The sequence below is a fragment of the Bacillus sp. P4_D3 genome (assembly GCF_056401855.1).
The window spans coordinates 1-2,295 of sequence record NZ_JBFUIN010000508.1; the positions used below are offsets into that span (position 1 = coordinate 1).

Annotated in this window: 4 protein-coding genes; 1 reads left to right on the forward strand and 3 read right to left on the reverse strand. The window is 30.5% G+C overall.

Features of this window, described 5'->3' with window-relative positions:
* Positions 1 to 66: 66 nt before the first annotated feature.
* The 3 genes from AC1DTM_RS23355 to AC1DTM_RS23365 all read right to left on the reverse strand — a co-directional run bounded on the left by AC1DTM_RS23355 (position 67) and on the right by AC1DTM_RS23365 (position 1,415).
* Positions 67 to 249: a hypothetical protein gene (locus tag AC1DTM_RS23355; RefSeq protein WP_088099326.1), complete on the reverse strand. Its 183-nt coding sequence runs from the start codon at positions 247 to 249 to the stop codon at positions 67 to 69.
* A 204-nt stretch (positions 250 to 453) separates the two neighbouring features.
* Positions 454 to 1,035, reverse strand: coding sequence for a WYL domain-containing protein (locus AC1DTM_RS23360; RefSeq protein ID WP_337360599.1), 582 nt, complete (start codon positions 1,033 to 1,035; stop codon positions 454 to 456).
* A complete protein-coding gene (locus AC1DTM_RS23365) occupies positions 996 to 1,415 on the reverse strand; it encodes a helix-turn-helix transcriptional regulator (protein WP_234814255.1) in 420 nt (139 codons plus the stop codon). Before AC1DTM_RS23365 ends, AC1DTM_RS23360 begins: the two co-directional genes overlap by 40 nt.
* Positions 1,416 to 1,494: 79 nt before the next feature.
* On the opposite strand from AC1DTM_RS23365, the gene AC1DTM_RS23370 reads away from it, so the two are divergent.
* Positions 1,495 to 2,004, forward strand: coding sequence for a ClbS/DfsB family four-helix bundle protein (locus tag AC1DTM_RS23370; protein ID WP_002203044.1), 510 nt, complete (start codon positions 1,495 to 1,497; stop codon positions 2,002 to 2,004).
* Positions 2,005 to 2,295: the final 291 nt, after the last annotated feature.

Here is a 2,295-nt window from a genome sequence, read left to right on the forward strand (position 1 = left end):
TTATCTTTCCTTTTCAATTAAAATATAAAAATAATTAATACGAATCCTCTTTGTATTATTTATTTATTACCATTTTCCATATGGAGCTCCATGTTTATATCGACTATCTGTTCGACCATAAGTACCATTTGTTTTTTCGCGACAAGAATCATTATCCCAACACTGTTTTCCAGCTTTGATAATAGGACCAAAAATTCCTCTTGCTCCACCATTTGTTTGAAGTTCTTTTTCATTAAGGGGTACCGTCACATCGCCATCAAGCTAAGATTTTATAGTACCCCTAGAACGATAAAAATGAATCTTATTGCTATAAAAGACAATAAGTTTTCGTTCTGGGGACATCATAAATATTAATTTTATAACAATGGTCTGCTTTAAAATGGCATCAAAAACCTAATTGAAATTAAATAAGGAATGTCATTTTATCTTTTTATTTTAACCGAGTTTAACCTGCTAATTTGTATGTGATTTACTTTCTATTTCATAACAATCCGCCAATATATCTTTTAAATATTCCTTATATTTGGAGCGTAGGATTTCTGGAGAAATGATTTTAATTTCTTTACCGAAAGACAAAAAATACTGAATCAGAAAATCTATCTCCTTTTCTCCAAAAGTCCCAATAATGTATTTGTTTTGTTCTTCTTCTTGAAGAGACATGTTATCGTAAATGCGTTTATAGAACTGTTCAACCCCTTTCTCACTAACTTTAACTTTAAAAGAAAAAGGTCGTTGTTTATTGAATTGTTTTCTATATAACGAACTAATTATCTCTTCAGTAAAAGGAATGCTTTCTTTATCTTTATACTTTACAGATTGAATATAGTCACAACGAAAATTTCGAAATTCTTTTTTGCCTAAATCCCAACTAAAGCAATACCAATTTCCATCTGTGATTAATAATCTTAAGGGTTGAATAACTCTTTGATTGTTGCCATAGCGACAATAACTGATTTCTATTACCTTTTTATTGAGTATTACAGAGAAGAGTTCTCCTAAAAAGGGAGACTCTTTTTTTGATTTGTTCCTAAAAATTGGATAACTTGATCCGCCTTATGAACCATCTCTTTTTGCTTCTTTGGCAGTACAGCTAATAGTTTCTCTTTAATCTCTTTGTAGTCTTTATCAAATGGAGTTTTTAGCAATGTTTTTAATAGTTGTAGCGAAAAGAATATAGAATGGAGTTCATTATTACTAAAATAAATTGGTGGTAGAAGTTGATTTTCTAACACGTGATATCCACCATGACTTCCCTTTTCAGAATAAAGAGGAACACCTAATTCTTCTAAGGAAGAAATGTCTCGTAAGGCGGTACTTCTGGAAATATCGAATTCTTCAATTAAGTCGTTAAGATTAAAATTCTTTTTTGAATTGATATAGATCATTTCTTGAATGAGCCGCTCGTCTTTTTTCATAAAAGCTCCTAATAGTATCATGTTTTGATACCATTCTATCATATACTGAAGGTATCAAAAATAAAGGTGTGAAAGAATTATGAAACAGTACTCTAACGCTGAAGAATTAATTGAATCAATAGATAAAGCCTATAAGAAATTTATTGAAGAATTTAAGGTGGTTCCTGAAGAGTTGAGAGGTAAACATATCCCTGAAGTGGATAAATCTCCTTCTGAAATACTTTCTTACCAACTGGGGTGGATTAACTTGTTGTTGTCATGGGAAAAAGACGAACAATGTGGACTTGACGTACAAACGCCCACTCCAGACTACAAATGGAATAACTTAGGTGGACTATATCAATCTTTTTATGAGCAATACGGTATTTTAACCTTAAAACAGCAGGAGGAAGAATTGACAAAGTTAGTTCAAATGTTAGTCGATTGGATAAATGAACTTTCTGAAGCAGAATTATTCCAACCAGAACAAAGAAAATGGGCCACAACAAAAGCAATGTGGCCTGTTTGGAAATGGGTGCATATCAATACAGTTGCTCCATTTACGAATTTCAGAACTAAAATACGAAAATGGAAAAAAATAGTTTTATAAGTGATTTAAGAAAAGTAAGTATCCAGAGAGTTAGATAAAAGACAATAAAGTCTATTTCTTATACATTAAAAGAAATAGACTTTATTTATTTGAATTTTCTTAGTGTGCAACATTCCCGCTTTGTTGAAAGAACCTTATAGCTATCAAGCTAAGATAATTTTTTATCTATATAATGAAAAGAACACTGTTCTTTTCTAGAGAAAGGATGGCGTATTTTTATATTTGTAGGATAGTTTTAGAGATAAAAATAATAGAAATGTAAAAAAATAAAGGATTGACGCAATCTATATA